General features: G+C 60.0%; 19 protein-coding genes and 1 tRNA gene. 12 read left to right on the top strand and 8 right to left on the bottom strand.

Translation table 11 applies throughout. The features are described 5' to 3' along the window. Positions 1–142: 142 nt before the first annotated feature. The 10 genes from ACR3E7_RS17615 to speB all read left to right on the top strand — a co-directional run bounded on the left by ACR3E7_RS17615 (position 143) and on the right by speB (position 11,209). The gene (locus tag ACR3E7_RS17615; protein ID WP_480505122.1) at positions 143–1,414 is read left to right on the top strand and encodes an imelysin family protein; all 1,272 of its coding nucleotides are present in this window, start codon (positions 143–145) and stop codon (positions 1,412–1,414) included. 130 nt (positions 1,415–1,544) lie between these two features. Then, positions 1,545–1,838: a (2Fe-2S)-binding protein gene (locus ACR3E7_RS17610; protein ID WP_480505130.1), complete on the top strand. Its 294-nt coding sequence runs from the start codon at positions 1,545–1,547 to the stop codon at positions 1,836–1,838. Next, positions 1,786–2,271 carry a bacterioferritin gene (gene bfr / locus ACR3E7_RS17605; RefSeq protein ID WP_170773884.1) on the top strand — a complete coding sequence of 162 codons (486 nt, stop codon included), beginning with the start codon at positions 1,786–1,788 and terminating at the stop codon, positions 2,269–2,271. Before ACR3E7_RS17610 ends, bfr begins: the two co-directional genes overlap by 53 nt. Further along, a complete protein-coding gene (locus ACR3E7_RS17600) occupies positions 2,243–3,772 on the top strand; it encodes a di-heme oxidoreductase family protein (protein WP_480505128.1) in 1,530 nt (509 codons plus the stop codon). The genes bfr and ACR3E7_RS17600 overlap by 29 nt, the downstream gene beginning before the upstream one ends. Beyond that, the gene (locus ACR3E7_RS17595; protein WP_480505119.1) at positions 3,772–4,782 is read left to right on the top strand and encodes an imelysin family protein; all 1,011 of its coding nucleotides are present in this window, start codon (positions 3,772–3,774) and stop codon (positions 4,780–4,782) included. Before ACR3E7_RS17600 ends, ACR3E7_RS17595 begins: the two co-directional genes overlap by 1 nt. Positions 4,783–4,784: 2 nt before the next feature. Further along, a complete protein-coding gene (locus ACR3E7_RS17590) occupies positions 4,785–5,867 on the top strand; it encodes a DUF1513 domain-containing protein (RefSeq protein ID WP_480505118.1) in 1,083 nt (360 codons plus the stop codon). 99 nt (positions 5,868–5,966) lie between these two features. Next, positions 5,967–7,856 (top strand): biosynthetic arginine decarboxylase, encoded by a 1,890-nt coding sequence (gene speA / locus ACR3E7_RS17585; RefSeq protein ID WP_480505116.1) that lies wholly within the window; start codon positions 5,967–5,969, stop codon positions 7,854–7,856. Positions 7,857–7,870: 14 nt separating this feature from the next. Continuing rightward, positions 7,871–9,082 (top strand): saccharopine dehydrogenase family protein, encoded by a 1,212-nt coding sequence (locus ACR3E7_RS17580; RefSeq protein ID WP_480505114.1) that lies wholly within the window; start codon positions 7,871–7,873, stop codon positions 9,080–9,082. Between the two features lie 118 nt (positions 9,083–9,200). Next, positions 9,201–10,370 (top strand): carboxynorspermidine decarboxylase, encoded by a 1,170-nt coding sequence (nspC, locus tag ACR3E7_RS17575; RefSeq protein ID WP_480505112.1) that lies wholly within the window; start codon positions 9,201–9,203, stop codon positions 10,368–10,370. Continuing rightward, positions 10,367–11,209, top strand: coding sequence for an agmatinase (gene speB, locus ACR3E7_RS17570; protein WP_480505110.1), 843 nt, complete (start codon positions 10,367–10,369; stop codon positions 11,207–11,209). The genes nspC and speB overlap by 4 nt, the downstream gene beginning before the upstream one ends. Here speB and ACR3E7_RS17565 read toward each other — a convergent pair. Further along, complete coding sequence (locus ACR3E7_RS17565) at positions 11,206–11,796, bottom strand: HD domain-containing protein (protein WP_480505108.1); 591 nt, start codon at positions 11,794–11,796, stop codon at positions 11,206–11,208. The genes speB and ACR3E7_RS17565 overlap by 4 nt on opposite strands. A gap of 102 nt (positions 11,797–11,898) precedes the next feature. Here ACR3E7_RS17565 and ACR3E7_RS17560 point away from each other — a divergent pair, with 102 nt between their 5' ends. After that, the gene (locus tag ACR3E7_RS17560; protein WP_170790731.1) at positions 11,899–12,726 is read left to right on the top strand and encodes a LysR family transcriptional regulator; all 828 of its coding nucleotides are present in this window, start codon (positions 11,899–11,901) and stop codon (positions 12,724–12,726) included. Here ACR3E7_RS17560 and lptF read toward each other — a convergent pair. Together lptF and ACR3E7_RS17550 are read right to left on the bottom strand one after the other, a co-directional pair. Then, positions 12,723–13,862, bottom strand: coding sequence for an LPS export ABC transporter permease LptF (gene lptF / locus ACR3E7_RS17555; protein WP_480505106.1), 1,140 nt, complete (start codon positions 13,860–13,862; stop codon positions 12,723–12,725). The genes ACR3E7_RS17560 and lptF overlap by 4 nt on opposite strands. 118 nt (positions 13,863–13,980) lie before the next feature. Next, a tRNA-Trp gene (locus tag ACR3E7_RS17550) sits at positions 13,981–14,056 on the bottom strand. Between the two features lie 143 nt (positions 14,057–14,199). Between ACR3E7_RS17550 and ACR3E7_RS17545 the strand changes: the two genes are divergently transcribed. Then, complete coding sequence (locus ACR3E7_RS17545; protein ID WP_480505104.1) at positions 14,200–14,904, top strand: lysophospholipid acyltransferase family protein; 705 nt, start codon at positions 14,200–14,202, stop codon at positions 14,902–14,904. Here the strand turns inward: ACR3E7_RS17545 and ACR3E7_RS17540 are convergent. The 5 genes from ACR3E7_RS17540 to ACR3E7_RS17520 all read right to left on the bottom strand — a co-directional run bounded on the left by ACR3E7_RS17540 (position 14,901) and on the right by ACR3E7_RS17520 (position 22,078). Beyond that, positions 14,901–15,146 carry a MoaD/ThiS family protein gene (locus tag ACR3E7_RS17540; protein WP_170786891.1) on the bottom strand — a complete coding sequence of 82 codons (246 nt, stop codon included), beginning with the start codon at positions 15,144–15,146 and terminating at the stop codon, positions 14,901–14,903. The two genes, ACR3E7_RS17545 and ACR3E7_RS17540, sit on opposite strands and share 4 nt — an antisense overlap. Then, positions 15,139–17,394 carry a xanthine dehydrogenase family protein molybdopterin-binding subunit gene (locus ACR3E7_RS17535; protein WP_170773860.1) on the bottom strand — a complete coding sequence of 752 codons (2,256 nt, stop codon included), beginning with the start codon at positions 17,392–17,394 and terminating at the stop codon, positions 15,139–15,141. Before ACR3E7_RS17535 ends, ACR3E7_RS17540 begins: the two co-directional genes overlap by 8 nt. Beyond that, on the bottom strand, positions 17,394–17,873 hold the full coding sequence (locus ACR3E7_RS17530; RefSeq protein WP_170353362.1) for a (2Fe-2S)-binding protein: 480 nt from the start codon (positions 17,871–17,873) through the stop codon (positions 17,394–17,396). The genes ACR3E7_RS17535 and ACR3E7_RS17530 overlap by 1 nt, the downstream gene beginning before the upstream one ends. Further along, positions 17,870–18,736: an FAD binding domain-containing protein gene (locus tag ACR3E7_RS17525; RefSeq protein ID WP_170790728.1), complete on the bottom strand. Its 867-nt coding sequence runs from the start codon at positions 18,734–18,736 to the stop codon at positions 17,870–17,872. The genes ACR3E7_RS17530 and ACR3E7_RS17525 overlap by 4 nt, the downstream gene beginning before the upstream one ends. 129 nt (positions 18,737–18,865) lie before the next feature. Next, on the bottom strand, positions 18,866–22,078 hold the full coding sequence (locus ACR3E7_RS17520) for a reductive dehalogenase (protein WP_480505101.1): 3,213 nt from the start codon (positions 22,076–22,078) through the stop codon (positions 18,866–18,868). Positions 22,079–22,098 lie beyond the last annotated feature (20 nt).

The following is a 22,098-nucleotide window of genomic DNA, read 5'->3' as shown; positions in this document are numbered from 1 at the left end:
ATCTGTCTTGGGTATTTGCGCGGAGTTCATACCTGATTACAAAACTCAGGTTGACATAGGCGACTAATTCACTCAGTTATTCGTCAGCTAGCACCAATCAGGTGCGCCGACCACTCTGAATTAACAAAAAAGACCTGATCCCATGACCAGATTCCATGCTGCTGCCAGCGCGCTGGCGCTGTGCGTTGCAACCAATGCGTCCGCGGCCGAGACCCCCTCGAAAGCCGACATCCTCGCCACTTACGCCAATATCGCCCAAGCGAAATACGATGACAGCCTGATCGCCGCCAAAATGCTACAGACGGCAGTGAATGCCCTGATCGCGACCCCTTCGGACGCGACGTTGGCAGCGGCCAAGGCGGCGTGGATTTCAGCCCGCGTGCCCTATCAGCAGACCGAGGTTTACCGGTTCGGAAACCCAATTGTCGACGAATGGGAAGGCAAAGTGAACGCGTGGCCGTTGGATGAAGGGTTGATCGACTATGTGGATGCCACTTATGGCGGCCCATCGGACGAGAACGAATTCGCCGCGCTGAACGTCATCGCGAACCCCAGCTTTACCCTGTCGGGCCAAACCATCGATGCCAGCCACATCACCCCCGAACTGCTGGCCGAAACCCTGCATGAGGCTGATGGAATCGAAGCGAACGTAGCCACCGGTTATCATGCAATCGAGTTTCTGCTTTGGGGGCAGGACCTGAACGGCCACGGCGCCGGGGCCGGAAACCGCCCGTGGACAGATTTTGCCCAAGGCGCAGACTGCACCGGCGGGAATTGTGACCGTCGCGGAGAATATCTGCGCGCTGTGACCGATTTGTTGGTCAGCGATCTAGACTGGATGGCTGCGCAATGGGTTGAAGGCGGGGATGCGCACACGGCCCTGAGCGAGAACGAAGCCGCAGGCGTCAGCGCAATTCTGACCGGCATGGGCTCGCTGTCTTATGGAGAACAGGCCGGTGAGCGGATGCGCCTCGGCCTGATGCTGAATGATCCGGAAGAGGAACATGATTGCTTCTCGGACAACACCCATAACAGCCACTATTACGATGGCCTGGGCATCCAGAATGTCTATCTGGGCAGTTACACCCGGATCGACGGCACTCCGATCTCGGGCGCATCGCTGTCTGATCTTGTCACTGCGACCGACCCCGCGCTGGATGCCGAGATGAAGGTGAAGCTGGCCAATACAATGCAGGCGCTGGGCCGGATCAAATCGACAGCCGAGGCCGGGTTCGCCTATGACCAAATGCTGGAACGCGGTAATGCAGGTGGCGAGGCCTTGATCATGGGCGGCGTGAACGGCCTGATCGATCAGACCAAGACCATCGAACGCATCGTCACCAAGCTGGAGCTGGATCAGATTGATTTTGAAGGCTCGGACAGTTTGGACAACCCCAACGCAGTCTTCCAGTGATCCCGCACCTGTGAGGCGGCATCTCACAGTCGCCTCGCAGGTTTTTGAGGGCTGGCAGACGGTTTGCCGCAGGACATTCAGTAATTAACCGACTATTATAGTCAGAATAAACAGCTAAAGGCGGTCTGCCATAATCATTTGCCATTGCACCAATATCTCGGACACCGACATCCATACCGCGATCGATTGGATGCGCGCGTCCGATCCCCATGCGGTGATCACCCCCGGCAAGATCTATCATGCCCTTGGAAAATCAGCGGATTGTGGCGGATGCATGCCACTTTTCCTAGACACGATGCGGTCCAGCGATAAGCTGGAAATCCCCATGCAGCTTCGGACATTGCGGTCCGCAGCATCACAGGAGAAAGCACATGAAGGGCGATCCCAAAGTCATAGAATACCTCAACAAATCCCTGCGGCATGAGCTGACGGCGGTCAGCCAGTATTGGCTTCACTACCGCTTGCAGGAGGATTGGGGCCTTGGTCACATGGCCAAGAAAAGTCGCGAGGAAAGCATCGAGGAGATGGGCCACGCGGACAAGCTGATCGAACGGATCATCTTTCTGGAAGGCCATCCCAACCTGCAAAAGCTGGACCCACTTCGCATCGGGCAGACGCCCAAGGAAACTCTGGAATGTGATCTGGCAGCCGAACACGACGCGCGCGCCCTGTATGTGGAGGCCCGCGAATACTGCCGCGAGGCGGGGGACTATGTGACCATGTCCCTGTTTGAAGGTTTGATCAGCGATGAAGAGGGTCACATCGACTTCCTCGAAACGCAGCTTGATCTGTATGAAAGGATTGGCGAAGCCAATTATGCGCATCTCAATGCATCGAAAATGGACGAAGGCGAGTAAGCTTTCGATCGTAGCGGTGGCTGCTTTGGCGGCCACCCCCTCTTTCCCGACCGGGTTGCAGGACCTGCACCTCAACTTCCAGCCCAGAACCAAAGACGAGGCCGCCCGGATCGCGGATGTCACCGCCGCGCCCGAGGATTTCAGCGTGCCACAACGGTTCGAGGACCTGCCGGCAGGGGCGGCCACCGTGCGGTTGCGCGCGGATGCAGATGCGTTCTCGCAACCGTCGGGCAACCTGGAGTTTGAGCAGGAGTTGGATTTCAAAGTCGGTAACGGGCTGTTCAAAAAGCTATGGGTTTCGTCGCCGGCTTCGACGCTGGCTTCGGACGGGTTAGGGCCGCTTTACAACGCGCGGTCGTGCCAGCGTTGCCACATCAAGGACGGGCGCGGCCATACGCCGAATGGCCCACAGGACAGCGCGGTGTCGATGTTCCTACGCGTCTCAATCCCTGGCGGGGCGGGCCAGTCCGAGATCGCGGACTATATCGCCACGCAGCCAGAGCCAAACTACGGCGGCCAGATGCAGGACCTCGCCCTGCCTGGCCACCCGGCAGAATACCGGCTGGACATCACCTACACGGAAGTCCCTGTCGAGCTGTTGGATGGTGAGACGGTCACGTTGCGCGCACCGACCTATACCGCCGCCGATCTGGGCTATGGGCCGTTGCACCCGCAGGCGATGCTCAGCCCACGCGTGGCACCGCAGATGATCGGGCTGGGTCTGCTCGAAGCGATCCCGGTCGGGGATATACTGGCCAAGGCCGACCCAGAAGACGTTGATGGGGACGGTATCTCAGGCCGCCCCAACATTGTGTGGTCGACCGAATTCGATGCGCCGATGATGGGGCGGTTCGGCTACAAGGCTGGGATGCCGACTATCTTGGAGCAATCGGCAGGTGCCTTTGCCGGAGACATCGGGATATCCAGCCCTCTGTTCCCTGCGGCCCATGGTGACTGCACGGAGTTGCAGGTGGACTGCGTGAATGCCCCGCATGGCGATGGCGACGACCGTGTGTTCGAGATTGATCAGCAGGGTATGGACCTTGTGGCCTTCTACAGCCGCAATCTTGGGGTGCCAGAACGTCGAGATGCAGACGACCCGCAAGTGCTGCGCGGAAAGCAGGTCTTCCACCAGACCGGCTGTGCATTGTGCCACACCCCTGCCTATGTCACGCACCGTATGGAGGACCGGCCCGAACACAGTTTCCAACTGATCTGGCCTTATACCGACTTGCTGCTGCACGACATGGGCGAAGGTCTGGCCGACCACCGCCCGGAGGCGCGCGCTACGGGTCGGGAATGGCGCACGCCGCCGCTGTGGGGCGTCGGGATGACCCAACAGGTTTCGGGCCACACTCAATTCCTGCATGACGGGCGGGCGCGGTCCCTGCTAGAGGCAATCCTGTGGCACGGGGGCGAGGCGCAAGCGGCGCGCGATACGGTTGTGTCGATGCCCAAGCTTGACCGAGACGCCCTGATCCGCTTTCTGGAGAGCCTCTGATGCGCCCGCTGTTCCTTGCCCTTGCTTTGGCTTTGCCCCTGCCCGCCACAGCACAGGACGGTGCTGCGATTCTGACGGACGTGGTCGACGCACACGTTCTGCCCGGTTATGCGAGACTATCCGAGACGACCGCCACTTTGGCCTCGACCGCGCAGGCCGGATGCGATCCTGCATCACCTGACCTGCGGGCCGCATTCCATGGCGCATTCGACGATTGGATTTTGGTCAGTCACCTACGGTTCGGGCCGTCCGAGCGGGACGGCCGCGCCTTTGCGCTGGCCTTCTGGCCCGACACTAAGGGATTCACGCCCAAGGCCCTGAGCGGTTTGATCTCGACCAGCGACCCCGTTGTAGAAAGCCCCGAGGCCTTTGCCGAAACCTCCATCGCCGGGCGCGGGTTTTTCGCGCTGGAGATGATGCTCTTTGACCCCGCCTTTGCCGATCAGGGCCAAGGCCCCTATCGCTGCGCCCTGATCCGCGCGATCACAACTGACATCGACCGCAACGCAAAGGCCATCGCCGAGGACTGGCAACCCTTTGCCGAACACGTCACGCAACCCGGCGGCGACAGCCCCTATCGGTCCGAAAACGAAGCCCTGCAAGAGCTATACAAGGCACTGTCCACCGGCCTTCAATTCACGTCCGAGACCCGCCTTGGACGCCCGCTGGGCACATTCGACCGCCCCCGTCCAAAGAGGGCCGAGGCGCGCCGGTCTGCGCGGTCCGTGCGCCATGTGGAACTGTCGCTGATCACGCTGCGTGATCTGGCCATGCGCCTGTCTGCGGATCATCCTGCCATTGCGGCAGACATGGACGGCGCGTTCGACAATGCGATTGCCCGCGCGCAAGCCTTGGACGACCCTGCATTTGCGGGCGTGGCCAACCCGCAGGGCCGTTTACGCATCGAGGCGCTGCAACAGTCGATCAACGATATCCGCCAGATTGCCGCCAATGATCTGGGCCCGACCCTGGGCATCAGCGCCGGGTTCAACGCACTGGACGGTGACTGACCATGACCAGCCGTCGCCATTTTCTTGTCGGGCTTGCCGCCACCAGCATGACGCCCATAGGCGGTTGGGCGGAAGTTGGCGCGCCCGACTACTTGGCGGCGGCCCTGTTTCCCGGCGGCTTTTACCGGCTGGCGGGGCTGACTGCTGGGGGAGATATCCTGTTCACGTTACCCTTGCCCGCAAGGGGTCACGCGGCAGCCGCGCACCCTCAGCGCGCGCAGGCGGTGGCATTTGCCCGCCGACCGGGCACTTTTGCGCTGGTGATCGATTGCGCAACCGGAGCCCAAACCGCCCGGCTGGACGCTCCAAAAGACCGCCATTTCTATGGCCACGGCGTGTTTTCGGCAGATGGGGCGGCGCTCTACACCACAGAAAACGACTATGAGGCAGGCCAAGGCGTGATCGGAGTTTGGAATACGGGGGATTTCGCGCGATTGGGTGAGTTCCCCTCGGGCGGCATCGGCCCCCATGACATGCGCCTGATGCCCGACGGCCAAACTCTTATTGTGGCCAATGGCGGCATCGAAACCCACCCAGAAACAGGTCGCACCAAGCTGAACCTGCCCGTCATGCGCCCCAACCTGACCTATCTGGACCACTCTGGCGCGGTTATAGAACAGATGGAACTGCCGCGCGCGCTGCACAGAAACTCGATCCGCCATCTGGCTGTCCGGCCCGACGGCCTGGTGGCCTTTGCGCTGCAATGGCAAGGGAACAAAACACGGCACCCGCCGCTGCTGGGCCTGCACCGGCGTGGCACGGCCCCGCGCCTGCTGACCGCGCCCGAGAGAGAACAGAGCACCCTTCAGGGCTACGCGGGCAGCGTCGCTTTCGCCAGTGATGGCAAAACCGTCGCCATCACCTGCCCCCGAGGAAACGCGCTGCATCAATTCGATGTCGAAACCGGCAATTTGACTGCGGCCTATTCCTTGACGGATGTCTGCGGCATCGGCTCTGCCGAGCAGGGATTTGTCTTTACCACAGGCACCGGCGCGGTCGGAGAGATCACCGAGGGTGCCCACATCATGGCGCGCGCCAAATGCCATTGGGACAACCACTTGATCCCAATCCGCTCCTTGGCCTAAATTCGGCAATTCGCGATACATAGATTACACTTGGACGAATCAAATTGCTGCCGTATTGGCGGGCGCTAAACCGGCACCCTACGTTAAGGACTGACTTGATTGAAACAGACGCCCGACGCACCGCATTCCATCTACGGGGTTGAAAAATGGGGCAAGGGCCTCATCGAGGTGACAGAGCAGGGCGAGATCGGTTTGCGCAACCCGATACACCCCGAAGCCGCCGCAATCAGCCTGCCCGGTATCTTGTCCGATCTGGACGACCGGGGGATCAAGGCCCCGATGGTGCTGCGCGTAACCTCGTATCTGGAACACGAGATTGCGCATCTGAACGAAAGCTTCCGCGATGCCATCGCGCGCGTTAACTACAAGGGCGCCTATCGTGGTGTTTTCCCCATCAAGGTGAACCAGCAGGCACAGGTCGTCGACCGGATCGTCGAGTTCGGGAAGAAATACAGTTATGGGCTGGAAGCGGGCTCCAAGCCCGAACTGGTTGTGGCGCTGGCCCATCGTCTGGCCCCCGAGGCACTGATCGTCTGCAATGGCGTCAAGGATGCCGAATTCATCCAATTGGCCATTCTTTCCCGCAAGATCGGCTTCAACACCGTCATCGTTCTGGAAAGCCCGAAAGAGGCCGACACGGTGATCGAGGTCTATAACGATCTGGGCATCGAACCGCTGATCGGCGTGCGGGTAAAACTGACCAACCAGATCAGCGGAAAATGGGAAGAAAGCTCGGGCGATCGCTCAGCCTTCGGGATGAACACCGACCAGCTAGTCGCCACGGTGGACAAACTAAAAGCGGCGGGCCTGTTACACTGCCTCAAGCTGCAACACTCGCATCTGGGCTCTCAGGTGCAAGACGTCAACGATGTGCGCCGCGCCGTCGGCGAAGCTTGCCGCTATTACACTGAACTTACCCGCGAGGGCGTACCGCTGACCCATCTGGACCTCGGCGGAGGTATGGGCGTGGATTATACCGGTGAGAAAAAGGCCGCTGAGAACTCGATCAACTACACTGTCGAGGAATACTGCGCCAACGTCGTCGAGACCGTCGCCTACGCGATGGATGAGGCCGAAATCGCCCACCCAACGCTGGTCACCGAAAGCGGTCGTGCGGTGGTGGCGACATCCTCGATGTTGGTATTCAATGTGCTGGAAAGCACGCTTTACGATGCACCGACCGCACCGGATGTGGAACCTGACGACAACCATCTGGTTTCGGACCTTGCTGCCGTTCACGGATACCTCAGCCAAGATCGTCTGCAAGAATGCTGGAACGACGCCACCTTTTACCGCAACGAACTGCGCGCCCTGTTCCGTCGCGGCTATGTCGACCTGCGCCAGATGGCCCGCGCCGAGCGTATCTATCTGTCGCTGATGGCCCGCCTCAAGGCGCTGGCCGCAAGCGATGATCTGGACACGGATGTAGACGATCAGCTTGAGAAAGTGGCCGATATCTACCACTGCAACTTCTCGCTGTTCCAATCCCTGCCCGATGTCTGGGCGATCGACCAGCTACACCCGATCGTGCCGCTCCAAGGGCTGAATGAAACCCCCGACCGCCGCGCCGTCTTGTCAGACATCACCTGCGACAGCGACGGCAAAATCGACCGATTCATTCTGGCCGACGGTGTCTCACCCAGCTTGCCGGTGCATTCCCTGCCCAAGGACGGCGAGTACTTCATGGGCGTCTTCTTCGTCGGTGCCTATCAGGAAACGCTCGGCGATCTGCACAACCTGTTTGGCGATACCAACGTCGTCACCATCGACCTGCGCGCCGATGGCGGCTTCGACCTGCTGCACGAGCAAGAGGGCGACACGATCAGTCAGGTCCTGTCCTATGTCGAGTTCGACCCGCAAGACTGCGTTGCCGCCTTCCGCAAAATGGTAGACGAGGCGATCTCTACCGGTACTCTGCAAGCCAAGGACCGCAAAACCCTGATGAGCGCCTATCGCGACTCAATCAACGGCTACACCTATTACGAATAAGAAGGAGACAGACCATGGGCAAAACACTGGTTGTCGGCGCCGGCGGCGTATCCCACGCAGCCGTGCACAAGATGGCGATGAACTCGGACATCTTCACCGAGATCACTCTGGCCAGCCGCACGAAATCGAAATGCGACGCCATCGCCGCAGCCGTAAAAGACCGCGTTGGTGTAGATATCGCTACTGCCGAACTGGACGCCTACAAGGTCGAAGACACGGTCAAGCTGATCAAAGAAACCGGCGCCGAGATTCTGGTGAATCTCGCCCTGCCCTATCAGGATCTGGTGCTGATGGACGCCTGCCTTGAGGCCGGTATTCACTATCTCGACACCGCGAATTATGAGCCCGAGGATGAGGCCAAGTTCGAATACCACTGGCAATGGGCCTATCAGGAGCGCTTCAAAGCGGCGGGCCTGACCGCCATCCTCGGATCTGGCTTCGATCCGGGTGTGACCAGCGTATTCGCCAAATGGCTGAAGAAACACAAGCTGGACACGATCCGCCAGATCGACGTGCTGGACGCCAATGGCGGTAGCAACGATCAAGAATTCGCCACCAACTTCAACCCGGAAATCAACCTGCGCGAAGTGCTGGCCGAAGTGCGTCACTGGGAAAACGGCGCGTGGCAACACTCCCCCGCCATGACCCACAAGGTCGAGTTCGACTTCCCCGCCATCGGTCCCAAGAACATGTACTTGATGTATCACGAGGAACTGGAGAGCCTCAGCACCCACTTCCCCGAGATCGAACGCGCCCGCTTTTGGATGACCTTCGGCGACGCCTACATCATGCACGCCAAAGTGCTGGAAAACGTCGGCATGACCCGCATCGATCCGGTGATGCATGACGGCAAAGAGATAATCCCGATCCAGTTCCTGAAAACCTTGCTGCCCGATCCCGGCGATCTGGGCGCGGAAACCAAGGGCAAAGCCTGCATCGGCGACATCGCCACAGGTCAGGCCAAGGACGGCTCGGGCGAAAAAACCTACTATATCTACAACATCTGCGACCATGAGGAATGCTACGCTGAGGTCGGCTCCCAGGCCGTCAGCTACACCACCGGCGTTCCCGCGATGATCGGCGCGGCACAGGTCCTGAAAGGCAACTGGCGCGAGCCGGGCGTTTGGAACATGGAACAACTCGACCCCGATGACTTCATGGATATGCTGAACAATCACGGCCTGCCATGGCAAGTTCATGAACTTGACGGTCCCGTCGAATTCTAATCCCCAGAACTTCTTCTGTTCAAAAGTACCTCGGGGGTCGCCATTGATGCGCCATTGGTTCAAGCACCAATGGCGACAGGCAGAGCCCCCGGCCTCACCACAATCGGAGACGCCGGACATGTCCGACATGATGACGACCCAAGCCGGAGACGCCGGCGCCTTCCGCAATTTCGACCTCAGCCGCGTCCCCACACCTTGCTTTGTGGTCGACGAAAAAGCGGTCGAGCGGAACCTGACCATCCTCTCAGAGATCGGCACCCGGTCCGGCGCACATGTCCTCAGCGCGCTCAAGGCGTTCTCGATGTTCTCACTGGCCCCTCTGATCCGCCACCACCTCGGCGGTACCTGCGCCAGTGGCATCTACGAAGCACGACTGGGTCGCGAGGAATATGGCGGTGAGGTTGCGACCTTCTGCGCTGGCTACAAAGACGCAGATATCGACGAAATCCTGTCGCTGTCCGACCACATCATCTTCAACTCACCCACGCAAACGGACCGCTTCCTGGCAAAAGCCCAAGCCGCGAACGTTCAGGTCGGCCTGCGCATCAACCCAGAACATTCCGAAGGCGAGATACCCAAATACGACCCCTGCGCGCCCTGCTCGCGCCTTGGGACACCCGTCAGCCAACTGTCCGAAGACACACTGATCGGAGTCGACGGGCTGCACATGCACACGCTCTGCGAACAGGGGTTCGAGCCGTTGCAACGCACATGGGCTGCCGTTGAGCCGAAGCTCAAACCCTTCCTCAGCCAGCTCAAATGGCTGAATTTCGGCGGCGGTCACCATATTACCCGCGATGACTACGACCGGGATGGGCTAGTGACTTTCATCAAATCCATCCGCGCGAAATACGATGTCGCTATCTACCTCGAACCCGGCGAGGCCGTTGCGCTGGACGCGGGTATTCTGGTCGGCGAAATCCTCGACCTGCCCACCAATGATATGAACCTCGCCATCACCGATATCTCGGCCACCTGCCACATGCCCGACGTGATCGAGGCCCCCTATCGCCCCGCCTTGATGGACGAGGCCGAAGCAGGTCATACCTACCGTCTGGGTGGCCCCTCCTGTCTGGCTGGTGACGTGATTGGCGACTACACATGGGACAAACCGCTGGAGATAGGGCAGCGCTTTGCCTTCCTCGATCAGGCGCATTACTCGATGGTCAAGACCAACACGTTCAACGGGGTACCCCTGCCCACAATCGCCCTTTGGAACAGCGAAACGGACGCGCTGAAGATTATCAAACAATTCGGCTATGACGACTTTAAGGATCGCCTCTCATGAGCATTTTCCTCGACAGTGAACTGACCGCCGCTGAGCGCAGCGAAGACGCCCGGTTTCGCGTCATCCCCGTGCCACTGGAGCGTACCGTGTCTTACGGATCGGGGACCGCCAACGGTCCCGCAGCCATCATCGAGGCCAGCAATGAACTGGAGCGTATCACCGGCCATACCGAGCCCTGCGTCGAGGGCATTTTCACCGAAAACCCGCTGGATTGCGAAGGCCCCCTCCCTGACGTGATGGAGCGCCTCGCCCAACGCACCGAGGCCGCAATTCGCGCAGGCAAAGTGCCAGTAACACTGGGCGGGGAACATTCGCTTAGCTATGGTGCGGTGATGGGCGTGGCGCGGGCGCTGAACCAGCCCGTCGGTATCGTGCAGATCGACGCCCATGCGGACCTGCGCAACGCCTATCAGGGCAAGAAACACTCGCACGCCTCAGTCATGCATCTGCTGACCGAAGAGGGCATCAAACTGGCCCAATTCGGCGTCCGCGCCTTTTCAACCGAAGAGGCGCAAAGCCGTCTGAAAAACCACGTCTTCCATGTGGATGCCGAGGAACTGGTCACAGGCAATATCCACGCCGTCGACCTGCCCGAGGATTTCCCCGAACTGGTCTATGTCAGCTTTGACGTGGACGGTCTAGACCCCTCGCTGATGCCCGCCACCGGAACTCCCGTACCGGGCGGTTTGGGATACTATCAGGCGCTGCGGCTGGTCGAACACGCCCTCAAAGGCCGTAAATGCGTGGGCTTTGACGTGGTCGAACTGGCCCCCGACGGCAATGCCGCCTGGGACTTCACTGCAGCTCAGATCGTCTATCGCCTGATGGCGGCCTGCTAGCTTTCCGAGGTTTCGTTCAGCTCCATGTGCCCTTCGCCCTTGTTCAACACGCGGCGCAACATGGGCTCGAAGAACTCCAACGGTTTGGTCGGGTAGTCCGGGTCGAACGCCTTCTGATCGTATTCATGGCAGAAATAGCCGCAGTCCTCCCAATAAGGACTGTCGCGGTACTTGTCGCGGGCGTTGCGATCGCCGCCAAGGTGGTGGTTATAGTAGTAGCCCTGAAACACACAGTGATGTTTCAAAATCCAATAGGTCTTCTCGCTGACATAGGGCTTCATCATCGCCGCTGACAGCTCACCGTGATTGTAGGGCGACAGGATATCGCCGGTGTCATGGATCAGAGCAGCGACCACCAGTTCCTCATCAGCCCCATCTTCGTAAGCGCGGGTCGCGGCCTGCAAACTATGCTGATAGCGGTTGACCGGGTATGGCGTCCACTCCTCGTCCAGCGACCGGATAGCGTCCAGAATACGGTCGGGCAAAGCGGCGTTGTACGCCTCTTCATACTCCATCACGGCATCCCAATCGGCCTTTGTCGCCTCTTCGAAACTGGTCCAAGTGGGTTTGTGGCTTTTGTCCAGCATGGAAGCGGTCCTTTCATCGATCCGTTTACGAAAGCTTACTCCACTCCAGCTGAGCGAAAAAATGAATTGATTTTATCACTTCGATCAAAAATTACTTTCAACATGCAAATCAAAGCCCTTGAGACCTTTCTGTGCGTCGCCGAGACCGGAGGCTTCCACGCTGCCGCCCGCAAGCTGAACGTGACGCAAACCGCTGTAAGCGCCCGCATTCGTCTGATCGAGGATGAAACCGGCAAAGCCCTGTTCACCCGTGGGGCAGGCGGGACCGGCCTGACCGAATTCGGGCGGCAGTTCCGGCCCTATGCTGAACAGATGCTGTCGCTCTGGTCCTTTGCCTCACGCGATCTGCCCGCGCAGTCGCAGAACCGGGTCGCCCTGCGCCTGGGCGCGCAACTGAGCATCTGGGACCCGCTGCTGGTCGATCTGGCAATCCGCTATGAGGACGACCTGGGGCAGCTGCTGTTGACGCTCAACTATGATCATGACCTGAATATGGTTGATGCGGTAGCCACCCATGTTCTTGACGCGGCCTTGACCCATGAGAAACCGTCGGACAGACGGGTCATGTTTCACGAATTGCCACCCGAGCGACTGGTGCTGGTCCAGACCCCTGATGCCGGAACTGACCCGATTTTCGTCAATTTGGAACTGGGGGAGGTCTATCAGAATCACATTCGATCCACCGCGCATCGGGCTTCGGGCCAGACGGTGTTTCTGGGCAATTGCATGATGGCCCTACGCTATGTCCTGCGGCGCGGTGGGTTAGGGTATTTCCCACGCTATGTCATCGCTGAATACCTTCATTCTGGGCAGGTTGCGCCCGTTGCAGATGCCTATGACCTGATGTTGCCGCTCTATCTGGTCACGCGCCGCGACAGCCCAGCATTTGGCGATGTTCTAGATTGCCTGCAGGAATTGCGGACGGCTTAGGCCTGCGGCCAGGCGAGATCGCTCTCTCGCGGCTTTTTCCGCAAAAGTGGTCGCCCCGCAATCAGCAAGAACAGGCAGGATATGAGGATGCCGATCACGGCGGGCAGGTAGAGAACCGCCCACAGCGCGGGATCGTCGATCACAATAGGCGACACGAACCCCCGAACACCTTCCAGCAAAACGAGAATAGTAAACGCCCCAAAAATCTGCGGCCACAAACCGAAACGGGAAAAGCTGCCCAGCATCAGGGTTGCATATCCCGCCATGGCCACCGCTACGCAGATGGCAATCCATGAGAACCGCTGGTGCAGTTCATCCACCAGCTCTCCTTCGCTGAACCCTTCGTATGCGGTCAACGCCTGACGGTTTTCCAACAATTCAATGGTCGGGATCGCCTCAAGACTTCGTTGGCTCATATCGTTGCCGTGAGCCAGTTCGGATATGTCGTATGAAGCATCCTCGAACAGGGTCGATGATAAGGTCCTGCCCTGCTGATCCAAGCGCAACGCCACCCCGTCCACCATAACCAGATGAATGCCGCTGCCATTGTTGACCAGATAAGCGGTTTTACTGGAATAGGTGACTGTACTGGCCCGATCCCGGCGGTCCGAGACGAAGACTTCGTACAGTGTACCATCCAGGTCAATCCGTCCGATATAAACCGTTACGCCGCTGGCAGGATGTAGAAACTCACCCTCGTTCAGAAGCTGCGCGGTGACATCGCCTGCGACCTCGGCCTGTCGTTGTTCAAGCTGCTCGACCGAGGCCGGGCGCAGAAACACGCTTATCGCGGCCATCATCAAACCTGTCACTAGCCCGAACAGAAATACTGCCCGCGCCAGACGCCATGGGCTGGAGCCCGTCGCCAACATAACCGTCAGCTCGCTTTCGCGGCTCAGGCGGTTGGTGGCATAAACGGCGGCGGCAAACACAGCCATGGGCATCACCGTTCGGATCAGGGTCGGCAGGGTCAGCGCGGTGAATTCCAGAAACACCATCGCCGATTGACCGCCGCTGATCACACGATCAAACAGGCTGACCGAACGGGTGATCCAGAAGACCCCCACCAGAACCAGCGTGAAAAAGCCGAACAGAATCAGCAATTGCCGCAGGAAATATCCATCGAAACGCGACATGTATCCTCATCCGGTCCTTGGGTGTTTCGCCGGACAATATGCCAATCGCCGGGCGGAGGAAACCGGAATGCAAAGGAATAGCCCAAATTGGCGCGTGGATGTCAGCGATATTGGGAAATGGCAGGGGCAGCAGGGTTCGAACCCGCGACCTACGGTTTTGGAGACCGTCGCTCTACCAACTGAGCTATACCCCTAAGGTGGGCATCAGATATGCCAGCCGCGCGGCGGACTCAAGAGGCTTTTTCAGATTCCGCCGCTCTAAACCCATGCGACAAACAAGTTGCGCATGGCGTTGAGTTCTATAAGACACAATTTGCTTGGCAGAAGGACCCCGCTCGTGAGTATCCGCAAGAAGATCGCTGATAGTGAAGCCCTGTTGAACTGGGCTGCGCGGCGCATTGCGTGGTATATCCGGCTGGTCAATCGCAACACCGAATGGCAGCGTATTGGCTATGAGGAACTGGACCAGTTGGCCGAGCAGGGCGAACCGGTCATTGTGGTGCTGTGGCACCAAAGGCTGGCGCAATCGCCCTATTTCTACCCGCTGGACAAGGGGCCCATCTGCTCCATCACCTCGTCTGCTCGAGCCGGCAGCATGGTTGGTCGCGTGCAAAAGCTGTTCGGCATGGACACGATCGCCATGACCAGCAAGAAATCGAACAACATTGCCGTGTCGCGCGAAGTGATCGGCAAAATGAAGCAAGGCATTTCCATCGGCATCGCCGCCGACGGTCCACGCGGGCCGGAAAGGGTGTTGTCCACGGTGCCTTTAGTCTGGGCAAGAACCTCGGGCAAGCGGGTGTTCGGGATTACTTTTTCCGCGGAACATGGCCGCGAGGCGGGCACATGGGACCGGTTGCTGATGCCGCGCCCCTGGCGCAACAAGGGCGTGTTTCTTTGCCGGGAATGGACGGAAACCGTGCCGCGCAAAGCCTCGGACGAGCAGATTGAGGCCCTGCGCCTTAGCCTTGAACAACATATGAATGACATCACGGCCGAGGCCGACCGCATGGTTGGGCGCGAGCCTTGGTCGCCGTCCTAACCGCCGCGCAGACGCTGCATCAGGTAAACTTCACTGCCTTCAGGGATCGGTTCGGTCAGACCGGTTGCGATGACGCGTCCGTCGATGGCGATGGAGACTCCCGCCTCGATTGGGCCTTCCAGTTGCGGATGCGCCCGGATCAGTTCCTGCAACAGATCGCCGGTGGTTTTGGCCTCGACCTCCACCACCTGCTGACCCCCGGTCAAAGACCGGAGGCCGGACCAGAGGTGGACCTCAACCATTGTCCTTGAGCGCCGCCAGAATGCGCGGCGGGGACATCGGCAGTTGCTTCATCCGCACGCCAGCCGCGTTAGACACAGCATTGGCAATGGCGGCCAAGGGCGGCACAATGCCCGTCTCACCCACACCGCGCACACCGAAGGGGTGGCCGGGGTTGGGCACTTCGACGATAACCGTGTCGATCATGGGCAGGTCGCTGGCAACGGGGATGCGATAGTCAAGAAAGATCGAGTTCTGCAACCGTCCATCCTCGCCATAGATATATTCCTCGTTCAGCGCCCAGCCGATACCTTGCGCGGCACCGCCTTGGAACTGGCCCTCGACATAGGTCGGGTGGATCGCCTTACCGGCGTCTTGAATGACCGTATAGCGGGTGATCGTGGTCTTGCCGGTTTCCGGATCGACCTCGGCGTCAACAATGTGGGTGCCAAAGGACACACCTGCGCCTTCGGGCGTCGCCTCAAAATGGCCCGAGATCGGACCTCCGGTGCGTCCCATTTTGGCGGTGATATCTGCCAGCGGCATCGGGTCAAAGTCGCCGGCGTTCGGACCCGAAGGCACGGCGCAACCGTTTTCCCACTTTACGGCTTCAACCGGGATATCCCATTTGGCCGCTGCACGTTCGCACAGTTTTTCGACAGCATGGCGCGCCGCCTTGATCGTCGCCAGACCCGAAGCATAGGTTACCCGGCTACCGTGGCTGACGTCATTATACCCCAGCGTTGCGGTGTCTGCGACGGTGACACGGATGTTCTCATATGGAATGCCCAGCACCTCAGCCGCCATCAGTGCCATCGACGCGCGCGAGCCGCCAATGTCGGGCGTGCCCACCATCAACTGGGCTGATCCGTCTTCGGACAACGCCAAGGTTACCGAGGTTTCACCCCCGTGGTTGAACCAGAAACCGCAGGAGACGCCGCGTCCCTGCCCCGGCTTCAATGGTGCCGAATAATGAGGATGCGCCTTGGCGGCCTCGAGCGTTTCGACCAGACCGATGCGTTCATAGCGCGGGCCATAGCTGGCCTTGGTGCCCTCATGCGCAGCGTTCTTCAGGCGCACTTCAATGGGGTCGAGGCCCAGCTTGTTGCACATCTCATCAATGACCGACTCGACCGCAAACGCGCCCATCGGCGCGCCGGGCGCGCGATAAGCGGCTTGCTTGGGACGGTTGGCCATCACGTCATAGCCGATCTGTTTGACGTTGGTCAGGTTATAGGCCGCAAAGGCACACATGGCGGTCATGTCGCCCGGCGCACCGGGGAACGCGCCGCCTTGCAGACGGAACTCACCACGCGCGGCGGTGATCGTGCCGTCCTTCTTCATGCCGATCTTGATATCCATCGAAGCCGAGGCCGTCGGCCCCGTCGCGCGGAACACTTCGGATCGGGTCATGACCAGCTTGACCGGGCGGTTCGCCTTGCGGCTCAGCGCCAGCGCGACCGGTTCGATGAAGACCGTGGTCTTGCCGCCAAAGCCGCCGCCAATCTCGGACGCGGTAACGCGCAGCTGCGAGGTTTCGATGCCCAGCAATGCCGCACATGTCTTTTGCGCAATCCAATGGCCTTGGGTGGTGCACCAAAGTTCACCTTTGCCGTCATTGCCCAGCAGGCCAAGACAGGCGTGTGGCTCGATATAGCCCTGATGGGTCGCCTCGGTGACAAAGCTGTCTTCGAGGACCAGATCGGCCTCGGCAAAGCCTGCGTCGACATCGCCATGACCGCTTTCGTGATACCGCACGACGTTGGGGTGCATCCCTTCGGGCACGGAATAATCTGCCGCACCTTCGCGGATGACCGGCGCATCCGGGGCCATCGCTTTGTCTACGTCGGTCACATGAGGCAATACCTCGTACTCAACCTCAATCAGCTTCAGCGCATCCCGCGCGGCCAGTGCCGAGGTCGCCGCCACAGCAGCCACCGCATGACCATCATAGAGAGCTTTCTCACCGGCCATGACGTTTTCCAGCACGTTCCAGAATTCGCCCGCCAAACCGGGTTTGAACGGCACGTCGGCGAAATCAGCGCGTGTCACGACGGCTTTGACGTCTTTCAGCGCCTCGGCCTTCGATGTGTCGATTTTCACGATCCGGGCATGGGCGTGGGGCGAGCGCAGGATCGCACCATGCAGCATGCCGGGTGCAGACATATCCGCGCCGAATTTGGCGCGGCCCGTCACCTTGTCCAAGCCGTCAGGGCGGTTCGGACGGGTGCCAACAAAAGTGAATTCCGTTTTACGATCGTCCAGAGCCATTACGAAGCCTCCCGCAATTCTTCTGCCGTTTCCATGACGGCGCGAATGATCTTGTCATAGCCGGTGCAGCGGCACAGGTTGCCTGCCAGCCAGTACCGGGTTTCTTCCTCGGTCGGGTTGGGGTTTTTCTCCAGCAGCGATTTGGCCGCCACCAGAATGCCCGGCGTGCAGATGCCGCATTGCAGGGCGGCATGTTCGATGAATTTCTGTTGCAGAGGGTGCAGCACGTCACCATCCGCGATACCTTCGACGGTTTCGATGGTCTTACCCTCGGCCTCAGCGCCCAGCATCAGGCAGGAACAGACCAGACGGCCATCAACCGTGACCGAACACGCGCCGCAATCGCCAGTACCGCAGCCCTCTTTCGCGCCGGTCAGGTTTAGCTTGTCGCGCAGACAATCCAGCAGGGTTTCGCGCGGGTCGCACAGAAAATCGACCTCATCGCCGTTCACGGTGGTCGTTACGTGGAGCTTGCTCATGCTTTCTCTCCCTTCGCGCGGGCATAGGCGATTTTCGCGGCGCGCTTGGCCAGAACACCAGCGACCTCGGTGCGGAATGCGATCGTGCCGCGTTTGTCGTCGATTGGGTTACAGGCGGCCGATGCCGCAGCCGCCAGCGCGTCCAGCGCAGCATCGTCCAGAGTGCTACCGATGATGGCCTTGGCACAGTCTTCAACCAGCAGGACAGTCGGCGCAACCGCGCCCAGCGAGACGCGGGCCTCAGTCACGGTATCACCGTCCAGACGCAGGCTGACACCCACGCCAACAACGGCGATGTCCATCTCAGTGCGCGGGATGAACCGCAGATAGGCGTCGCCAGCGTTGTCTCCGCGTGCGGGGATTTTCACAGCCGAGATCACCTCACCCTTGGACAGCGAGGTCTTGCCGGGTCCGGTTGGGATTTCCTCGACAGCCACATCACGCGTTCCATCTGGACCAGTGACAGAAACGGTCACACCAGCGGCAACCATCGCAGGCACCGAATCCGCCGCCGGAGAGCCATTGCACAGGTTTCCGGTCAGCGTTGCGCGACCCTGAACCTGGGTCGATCCGATCAGGTCCATCGCTTCGACCACGCCAGGCCAGTCGCTGCCCAGCTCAGGGTGCTCGCTCATCTCGGCACCTGTGGCAGCAACACCCAGTGTCCAACTGCCGTCCGCGTTGCGGGTTATATCGCTGACGCCGTCGATCTTTTTGATGTCGATCAGCGTATCGGGCGTGACCAGTTCCGAGCGCAACTGCACCAGAACGTCCGTGCCTCCGGCCAAAAAGCGGGTGACCCCCTTTGCGTTTGCAGCCAGAGCCGACGCCTCGGCAAAACTGGCGGGGCTGTGATAATCCATGAAAATACCTCGCACCTGTTGATCAGGATTCACTAGGGTTCGCTGGGGACGTTAGTGCAGCCGTGCCGTAACGTCCATGGCCAGAGCGACCAATTTTTGCGTTTCAGAATTTCGTTTCCCAACCTTGGCTCAGAGGTCGATCTCGATCACACCATCCGGCTGCGCCGCCCGGCTTTGGCATAGGATGATAGCGCTCTCACGTTGTTTCTTGGACAAAACGAAATCGCGGTGTTCGACCTCACCCGAAATCACGCCACATTTGCAGACCCCACAGATGCCATCGGCGCATTTCACATCCACGTGAATGCCCGCCTCGTTCAGCACCTGCGCTGCATCTTTGTCGGCGGGTACAGTCAGATCTCGACCCGATTTTGCCAGCCGCAAAGTGAAGGCGTGATTCTCATAGTCCGGCTGCTCGGGGACCGAGAAATACTCCAGATGCCGCGCTTCTTCGGGAAACCCCTGACGCTCAGCCGCTTGCATAACTCCGTCCATGAAGCGATCAGGACCACAGGTATAGACGTGCCAACCGTCTTGATATCCCGACAGGACGGCTTCCAGATCGGCCCGTGTGCCTTCGTCCGAGAAATGATAGTGCACGTGATCCGCCCAAGGCATCGCTGCCAGATCCTTCAGATACCCGGCCTCGGCACGGGTACTGGCCGAATAGTGCAGCTGGAACGGTTTGCCCACGGCATACAGACGGTGAGCAAAGGCTATCATCGGAGTGATGCCGATCCCGCCGCCCATCAGGAAGGTCTTGGTTGCGCCCTCGTCCAGTTCGAAATGGTTGATGGGTTTCGAGATGAAGACCTTGCGCCCCTCGTTGAAAATGCGGTGCAGCAGAGCTGAGCCACCGCGTCCCTCATCCTCGCGCAATACACCGATCTGATAGGTAGCGCGGTCGGATGGGTCACCGGACATAGAGTACTGCCGCAGGAATTCCGGCGCGACCAGCACGTCCAGATGCGCGCCTGCCGTCCATTCGGGCAGTGGTGAGCCGTCCAGCGTCGAGAATTCGTACTTGGTCACATCCGCAGTCATCTTGTCGACCTTGGTCAGTGCGACGCGCATAACCGGGGCATCGCCCGCGATGGTATAGCGGTGGATCACCGACAGATCGCCCGCCGCTTTGCGCGCCTTGTATTCCTCGGCCGTGACCATGGCCTCATAGGCTGCGATCCCAGCCTCGCGGTCCATGGCGAACGGATAGGGCCAGGGATGCGGGGCCAGATAGGCGGGGTAGACGGCCAGAGTCTGATCTTCGTATTTCAGGTCTAGGTCGGTTTGCAGGTCGCGCCGGTTCAGCGGGTGGTCGGTCGGGCGATAGGCGCCGTCCGGTTGCAGCTCCAGATCCCACCACCATTTCTTGACGTCGTTCAGCCCGCCATTGCCCACGGCATCATCCAACCGCGCCAACGCGGGAGCGGCCTTGGGAATATTCATAGCGGCCCAGCGGAAGGGGCGTTCCTTGAAGATGCCCTCAAGGTTCCAAGGGCAGGTCTTCATACACCGCCCGCACATCGCCCCACCCGGCGTGGTCACCCGGTAGGTGGCGCATTTTTGGCTGTCAGACTTCCAGATCTCATAGCCGTTGAACATCAGCTTCGGCCCGGCCGTGATCGCACCCGAAGGGCATTCGCGGGCGCATTTGTTGCAGCTTTCGCAGAAGGTTTGCAGGCCGAAATCGATGGGCTTGTCATGCGCCATTGGCATATCGGTGGTAACTGCGCCGGATTTCAGGCGGGGCCCGAGGTAAGGGTTCAGGATCACCTCTCCGATGCGACTGACCTCGCCCAAACCGGATAGTAGCAGCAGCGGCGGCTGCAACACCTCGCCATCCATCACCGTATGCGCGCGGGCCTTATAGCCCAGATTGCGGATCTGTTGCGCGATCACTCCACCCAATAACGAAAACCGCAGATAAGCGCGCATCGACTGCGCGACACTGATCCAGTCATCGCCGCTGGCGCCCTCCATCGTCTCATAACCCTGGTCGATGATCATGCTGATGGCCTGGTCGTGGGGCGGAATGATCTCCTCGCCCGTTGCATCATGCGAGTACCACGCCCAGTCCGGGCACCGGCTGAGGCCCACCGCATCGACCCCCAGAAAATACGTGGCCGCCTTGATATTCGCGGCGTTCCGGGCAGCATCGGTTGGGTGCGCGGCGTCAGCGCTTTCCCCATCCTGCAACAGCACGAACGCGCCCAGCGCGCGGCGTTGTGCGGTGCTAGGCGCGGCCTTGCGCACGTAATACCCGCCCTTGGCCCCGTCTTGCAGATGCTTACCCATATCCCCGAACTGTGCGCGGGCGAACATATCGGCGCGCTTGGGGACGCGGGCCACGTTTTCCTCATCAATATAGGTAGTGGGCGCATCAACCCGCCTGAGGTTCTCAAACGGGTGCGCCCCGTCCACATAGCGCCGATTGGCATAAGGATCGCGGTTCAGCGCGTTCTTGGCAAAGCCCGCGCCCAGCCACCACGCGGGGCCTTGAGTACGAAACCACGGCTGCTGCGTCATGGGTTGCAGAGGCTGATCGTGTGCGATCTCCATCTCGGTCGTGACCGCAGCCAGTCCGAACCGTTTACCCAGCCACGGCGCGACCAGCTCTCCGTCTTCGACCGAACACAGCCCCGCCGCGACGGCCAGCTTACCCAGATCAACCTCAGAGGACATGACCGTATGCGCCCGCGCATCAAAGCCCAGAACGCGCAGGTAGTTGGCCACGACCACCGCATTCTCGGTCGCCAGCAGACAGGCGCGGTGATCCTGCGCATCCATGATCCAATCCGCGCCGGTCTCGTTGGGGTCCGGGTCGCGGTTGTGTTCGTACAGAAAGACAATTGCATGGCGATGGGTGTCCATCGGGCGCGGCGTGGCCTCCATGCTTTCTTTGAGATCGGCCATGATCAGGTCGATCCCCGAAGCCAGCGTCTTGGTCTGCCGTGTCTTCAGCGCATGGGCCAGACGGTCAATATCGGGGTTGCGGCGGGGTTCGGTCAGCAATGCCTCGCGCGGCAAAGAACCACACCCCATCATCGAGGCATCATTGAAATAGCCAAACGCTTTTAGATGGTTGGCGCGCTCGGTCACGTCAGCAGGCACCTCGGAGACCACAGGATTCACGAACCCATCGCGGATCGTGTCCAGCATCGCCTGAAACTCCCCCATCGCGTTGACGATGCTTTCCGGGCGCTTGGGGCGATGAAAGCTGAGCGACTGCATCGGCGGCACCGCCGACAGATCAGGCATTTCCGCTTGCCGTTCCAGCCGCTCTGACGGATAGCCGCCCATGTGAACGGGCCTGTTCTTGTCCGAGAAAAAGCGGATTGCCATCCTGTGCCTCCTGTTGGGTT

Source organism: Ruegeria sp. BK1 (assembly GCF_056535645.1).
The sequence above is the reverse complement of the archived record's forward strand: the minus strand, read 5'-3'. Positions and strand labels throughout refer to the sequence as shown.